This window comes from Hydrogenophaga sp., assembly GCF_030651625.1.
In the GTDB taxonomy this organism is placed as follows: Bacteria; Pseudomonadota; Gammaproteobacteria; order Burkholderiales; family Burkholderiaceae_C; genus Hydrogenophaga.
Map to the genome: position 1 here is coordinate 22,131 of NZ_JAUSCF010000015.1, position 6,443 is coordinate 28,573.

Below are 6,443 nucleotides of genomic sequence, written 5' to 3' on the forward strand. Positions count from 1 at the left end.
GGCATTCAGCCCAACTCCTGCAACCTTTCAGGCGTACCCACATCGGTCCATGCACCCTGGAAGAGCTCGCCGCTCACCATCCCGGCGGCCATCGCCTTGCGCAACAAAGGCGCCAGGGGCTCTGCCGTGCCTTGGGGATTGCCGGGGAAAATGCCGCACCACGGTGCCTCAAACAGGGCGCGGCGGTAAAGGGCGACGGTGCTGAAGGTGTGCTGAACCGGCGCCTGGTCAAGGACCAGACCCTGGGCGGTCAGGCCAAAGTCGCCCTTCGGGTTGTGCGCGGGGTTGGGTACGAGCCAGAGATGGGCCAGCATGCCGCTGGCCACAAAGCGATCCACGCTGGCCACGCTGAAAACGAAGTCCGGCATGTAGACATCCCCGGCCAGTGCCCAGAACACCTCACCCAGCAACGGCATCGCACGCGAGATGCCGCCAGCGGTCTCCAGCGCATAGCCAAAATCCTGTCCTTCATCTGAAATGGCGATCGCCGTGCCGGGATGGCGGTACTGCCAGTCGGCACAGAAGGCATCGATCTGCTCACCCAGCCAGGCGGTGTTGACCACAAAGCGATGAAAGCCACCGGCCAGCAAGGCTTCCAGCGGCCACTGCATCAGCGGTTGGCCACGCACGCTCAGCAGGGGCTTGGGGGTGTGGTCGGTCAGGGGACGCATGCGCTGCCCCCGGCCGGCGGCCAGCAACATGGCGGTGACGGAGGGTGAAGAGGCGTGCGCGTTGGACATGAGGGTGGCACCGCAAGGTGGTGCAACTGACGGGAAACGCACCTACTATACGGTCCCATGTTCAATGCCAGAAGTCACATGGCCATCCGCGCCACCTTCGCGGCGGTGTCGGTCGTGCTGGCACTGGCTTTCTGGCGCTTGATGGGCGACGGCACCGAGGTGGAGCGCGACGCAGTCAGCGGGGTGGTGATGGCACCCGAGGCTGCGACCAGTGCGGTCGCTGACACCGCAATGCTGCAGACTGTGATGATCGAACTCGGCGATGGGCGTCGTGTGCGCGTGAGGGTCACGGGTGCCATGCCCCCACCGGGCGAAGCCGTTCAGCTGTGGCGCAGCCGGACCGACCAGGGCACCGAAATCTTCAGCCTGCAAGGCGAGGCCACACGTTAAGAACGTGTTCACGATCTAAAAACTTGTCCGTAAATGGTCGAGGGCGGTATGGCGGACGCTTTGGACGTATTGCGGCGCTGCAAATCCTCGCGATACCGCGAGGGATGCTCCGCATAACCCCCAAATCGCCTCTCCATCTTCCGCTCGCCAACTTGCGGACAGGTTCCAAGCCGGTCAACGGCGCGGGCACGGAACCCGGGGCCGGTAAAATCACCCGTTTGGTGCCCTGCCGCCGTCCCTCACCTTCCTGCCCAGCATCCCATGTCCAACGCTCCCGTCTCTGCCCCCGTCCCGGCACCTGTTGCCGCCGCTTCCGTCTCGCCCCAGGTCCAGGCCAACGCCATCCGGGCCCTGGCCATGGACGCGGTGCAGGCCGCCAATTCCGGCCACCCGGGTGCGCCCATGGGCATGGCGGACATGGCCGTGGCGCTCTGGGGCCGTCACCTGCGCCACAACCCCACCAACCCTGCCTGGGCCAACCGTGACCGCTTCGTGCTGTCCAACGGACACGGCTCGATGCTGATTTACGCGCTGCTGCACCTCACCGGTTACAAGCTGCCGATCGGCGAATTGAAAAACTTCCGCCAGCTCGGCAGCAAGACCGCCGGCCACCCTGAAGTCGGCCACACGCCTGGCGTGGAAACCACCACTGGCCCACTGGGCCAAGGCATCACCAACGCGGTGGGCATGGCGCTGGCCGAGAAGCTGCTGGCTTCCGAGTTCAACCGCGAAGACCACACCGTGGTGGACCACCACACCTACGTGTTCCTGGGTGACGGCTGCCTGATGGAAGGCATCAGTCACGAGGCCGTGGCACTGGCCGGTGCCTGGAAGCTCAACAAGCTGATCGCGCTGTACGACGACAACGGCATCAGCATCGACGGCCAGGTCACACCCTGGTTCATCGACAACACCACGCTGCGTTTTGCCGCCTGCGGCTGGAACGTGATCGGCCCCATCGACGGCCACGACGCCGACGCGGTGGACCGCGCCATCGCCGATGCGAAGAACAAGGCCGACGGCCCCACTCTCATCATCTGCAAGACCCACATCGGCAAAGGCAGCCCCAACCGCGCCAACACCGCCAAGGCCCACGGCGAGCCGCTGGGTGCTGAAGAGATCAAGCTCACCCGCGAAGCGCTCAACTGGCCGCACGCCCCCTTTGCCATCCCGAAGGACGTGTACGCCGCGTGGGACGCCAAGGACGCCGGCAAGGCCATGGAAGCCGACTGGAACGGCAGGTTTGCCGCCTACAAGGCCGCCTTCCCCGAACTGGCCAAAGAGTTCGTGCGCCGCATGAAGGGCGAGCTGCCGAAGCACTTTGCCCAGGTGGCGGTGGACGCGGCCGTGGCCGCCCACACCAAAGCCGAGACCGTCGCCAGCCGCAAGGCCAGCCAACTGGCGCTGGAGACCTTCACCGCCGCCCTGCCCGAGCTGCTCGGCGGCAGTGCCGACCTCACCGGCTCCAACCTCACCAACACCAAGTCCACCCCCAGCCTGCGCTTCAACCTGGCCGGTGATGTGGTGAAGAACGAACATGGTCAGGGTGGCCGCCACATCAACTACGGCGTGCGCGAATTCGGCATGGCCGCCATCATGAACGGCGTGGCGCTGCACGGCGGCTTCATCCCCTACGGCGGTACCTTCCTCACCTTCAGCGACTACAGCCGCAACGCCATCCGCATGGCCGCGCTGATGAAGCAGCGCGTGATCCACGTGTTCACCCACGACAGCATTGGCCTGGGCGAAGACGGCCCCACCCACCAGTCGGTCGAACACGCGGCCAGCCTGCGTCTCATTCCGAACCTGGACGTCTGGCGCCCCGCCGACACGGCCGAGACCGCCGTGGCCTGGGCCGTGGCGCTGCAGAATGCAACCCGCCCAACGGCGCTGCTGCTCAGCCGCCAGAACCTGCCCTACGCGCCCAAGAGCGACCTCGGCCACATCAGCCAGGGCGCCTACGTGCTGGCCGAACCGGCCGAAGTGGGACTGAAGAAAAAAGCCCAGGCGGTGATCATCGCCACCGGATCTGAAGTGCAACTGGCGCTCAAGGCACAGGAACTGCTGGCCAAGGAACACAAGATTGCCGTGCGCGTGGTCTCCATGCCCAGCACCACCACGTTTGACCGCCAGGACGCCACCTACAAGGCGAGCGTGCTGCCCAAAGGCCTGCCTCGCGTGGCCGTGGAAATGGGCAGTACCGACGGCTGGTGGAAATACGGCGTGGCCGCAGTCGTTGGCCTGGACACCTACGGCGAATCGGCCCCGGCGCCAGTGCTGTTCGAGCACTTCGGCTTCACGCCCGCCAATGTGGCCGATACGGTGCGCGCCGTGCTGGCGAAATGAGTTTGTGCATCCTTTTTTGAAACCCTCCAGGAGAGACGAGACATGACCATCAAGATCGGCATCAATGGCTTCGGCCGCATCGGCCGCAACGTGCTGCGCAGCGCACTGCAGAACTTTTCCGACATCGAAGTCGTCGCCATCAACGACCTGCTGGAGCCCGACTACCTGGCCTACATGCTGCAGTACGACAGCGTGCATGGCCGCTTCAAGGGTGACGTCAGCGTCGAAGGCAATACCCTGGTCGTCAATGGCAAAAAGATCCGCCTCACACAGGAGCGCGACCCAGCCAACCTGAAGTGGAATGAAGTGGGCGCCGAGGTGATCATCGAGTCCACCGGCCTGTTCCTGGACAAGGTCACCGCGCAGAAGCACCTGGACGCTGGCGCCAAGAAGGTCATCCTGTCGGCGCCTTCCAAGGACGACACCCCCATGTTCGTCTACGGTGTGAACGACAAGACATACAAGGGCGAGGCCATCATCTCCAACGCCTCTTGCACCACCAACTGCCTGGCGCCGATTGCCAAGGTGCTCAACGACAAATGGGGCATCAAGCGCGGCCTGATGACGACCGTGCACGCCGCCACTGCCACCCAGAAAACCGTGGACGGCCCTTCCAACAAGGACTGGCGCGGCGGCCGCGGCATTCTGGAGAACATCATCCCCAGCAGCACCGGCGCGGCCAAGGCCGTGGGCGTGGTGATTCCCGAGTTGAACAAGAAGCTCACCGGCATGAGCTTCCGCGTGCCCACCTCCGACGTGTCGGTGGTCGACCTCACGGTGGAACTGAACAGCGAAGCCACCTATGAAGAGATTTGTGCCGAAATGAAGGCGCAGAGCGAAGGTGCCCTTAAGGGCGTGCTGGGCTACACCACCGACAAGGTCGTGGCCACCGACTTCCGCGGCGACACCCGCACCTCCATCTTTGACGCCGACGCCGGCATCGCCCTGGACAAGACCTTCATAAAGGTGGTGAGCTGGTATGACAACGAGTGGGGCTACTCCAACAAGTGCCTGGAGATGGTGCGCGTGGTGGCCAAGTAAGCGCCTGCTTCATTTCAACAAAAAAGCGCCTTCGGGCGCTTTTTTGTTGCCTGCGCTCCGCCCTCTGTCGAACACCCATCAATGTGTCGCATGTGACAGGCATGGCTTGACACTAGACCGACCGGTCTATAGATTTCGCCGCATGCCCGACCCCCAAGCACCCACCCCCGGCACCCGCGAGCGCCTCATCGCTGCCATGGCCGACGCCCTGCGCCGGCGTGGCCTGCACGGCATTGGCCTGACCGAATTGCTGGCCCAGGCCGGCGCGCCCAAGGGTGTTCTCTACCACCACTTTCCCGGCGGCAAGACCGAGCTGGCCGTGGCCGCCATTGACCACGTGATGGACCGCATGCTGGTCGGACTGGACACCCTGCTCACCCGCATCCCCGATCCCGTCGAGGCCCTGCGCCACTGGATGACCACGGCCACCGCCCGCCTGCGCGACACCGGCTTTGAGTGCGGTTGCCCGTTCGCCACAGTGGCGCTGGAAAGCACGCCTGACGACCCCCAGCTGCGCGCCGCTCTGGACCGGGCGTTTGCCCGCATGCGCGAGCGCATTGCGCTGTCGCTGGAGCAGGGCGGCGAGCCGCGCGAATCGGCGCAGGGCCTGGCTGCATTGATCGTTGCCGCTTACGAAGGCGGTTTGCTGCAGGCGCGCGTGGCCCAGAGCACACAGCCCATCGAACAGGCCACCCATACCTTGCTTTCCCTGCTGACCCTGCGTTCCCAAGGAGCCCGACCATGACCTCTGTCGCCCAACACCCGGTGCACACCGAGCGCCTCACACTCACCGCCGACGACGGCTATGAACTGGTGGCCGTGCGCTACCGCAGCACCGTCAAGCCCCGTGCCCACCTGGTGGTGGGCGGTGCCACTGCCGTGCCGCAGGGCTTCTACAAGCGCTTCGCCGAATACGCCGCCAGGCGCGGTTTCGACGTGCTGACGCTGGACTACCGCGGCATCGGGCAATCGGCACCGGCCACCCTCAAGGGGTTCCGCATGGACTACCTTGACTGGGGCCGGCTTGATCTGGCCGCTGGCGTCAAGGCCATGCGCACAGAAGGCGTGCCGCTGTACGTGGTGGGCCACTCCTACGGCGGCCACGCGCTGGGCCTGTTGCCCGATCCCGGGGCCGTGGACGCCGCCTACACTTTCGCCACCGGCGCGGGCTGGCACGGCTGGATGCCGCCGCTGGAGCGCCTGCGCGTGCTGTTCATGTGGCGCGTGCTGGGGCCGGTGTGGACCCGCATGGCCGGCTACCTGCCCTGGAGCAAACTCGGCATGGGCGAAGACCTGCCCCTCGATGTGTACCGGCAGTGGCGCAGTTGGTGCAGCTTCCCGCGCTACTTCTTCGACGACCCCCGGATGCAGGCCATCACCGAACGCTTTGACGACGTGCGTTTTCCCATCGTGGCGGTCAATGCCGTGGACGACGCCTGGGCGCCACCCGCCTCACGCGACGCGTTCATGGCCGGCTACCGCAACAGCGCCGTGCGTTCCGTGACCATCGATCCACGCCAGAAGCAGCTCGGCGCCATCGGACACATGGGCTACTTCCGACCCAAAGCCAAACCCCTGTGGGACGAAGCCCTGGACTGGTTCGAAAGCCTGCCGGTGGTCATCCGTCCTGCGAGCTCGTGACCTTTCCGGCGCGAAATGCTCCAGCCCAGAGATACCGTCGGGCCGGCTTTGCCGGACGACTGGTATCGCCCCCTTGAGGGGGTCGCGCGCCGCGCGGCGGGGGTGATTCCAAGCCTCCGGCACGAGATGGCTCCATCAAGGGCACCCGTGGAACCGGCTTGTATGGTTGAGGTGTTGGGGTGGAGGGCCTGAAATACCGGCTAACGGCACTGACCGACTGGCGGAGATTGCCCCCACCCCGCCTTCCAGCGTCGATAAGGAACTGAGCGGCACCGGGTATCGGTA

6 protein-coding genes are annotated in these 6,443 nt (G+C 65.3%); 5 read left to right on the forward strand and 1 reads right to left on the reverse strand.

Annotated elements, in window-relative coordinates; all coding sequences use genetic code 11:
* Positions 1–5 precede the first annotated feature (5 nt).
* Entirely contained in the window at positions 6–740 is a 735-nt protein-coding gene (locus Q7V46_RS05690) for a nucleotidyltransferase family protein (protein ID WP_370690285.1), read from the reverse strand.
* Between the two features lie 78 nt (positions 741–818).
* Here Q7V46_RS05690 and Q7V46_RS05695 point away from each other — a divergent pair, with 78 nt between their 5' ends.
* The 5 genes from Q7V46_RS05695 (at position 819) to Q7V46_RS05715 (ending at position 6,158) form a co-directional block, all read left to right on the forward strand.
* Positions 819–1,130: a hypothetical protein gene (locus Q7V46_RS05695; RefSeq protein WP_304912554.1), complete on the forward strand. Its 312-nt coding sequence runs from the start codon at positions 819–821 to the stop codon at positions 1,128–1,130.
* 261 nt (positions 1,131–1,391) lie between these two features.
* Positions 1,392–3,476, forward strand: a complete 2,085-nt coding sequence (gene tkt / locus Q7V46_RS05700) for a transketolase (protein ID WP_304912555.1) — start codon at positions 1,392–1,394, stop codon at positions 3,474–3,476.
* 42 nt (positions 3,477–3,518) lie between these two features.
* On the forward strand, positions 3,519–4,517 hold the full coding sequence (gap, locus tag Q7V46_RS05705; protein ID WP_304912556.1) for a type I glyceraldehyde-3-phosphate dehydrogenase: 999 nt from the start codon (positions 3,519–3,521) through the stop codon (positions 4,515–4,517).
* A 142-nt stretch (positions 4,518–4,659) separates the two neighbouring features.
* Complete coding sequence (locus Q7V46_RS05710; RefSeq protein WP_304912557.1) at positions 4,660–5,262, forward strand: TetR/AcrR family transcriptional regulator; 603 nt, start codon at positions 4,660–4,662, stop codon at positions 5,260–5,262.
* The gene (locus Q7V46_RS05715) at positions 5,259–6,158 is read left to right on the forward strand and encodes an alpha/beta fold hydrolase (RefSeq protein WP_304912558.1); all 900 of its coding nucleotides are present in this window, start codon (positions 5,259–5,261) and stop codon (positions 6,156–6,158) included. Before Q7V46_RS05710 ends, Q7V46_RS05715 begins: the two co-directional genes overlap by 4 nt.
* Positions 6,159–6,443: the final 285 nt, after the last annotated feature.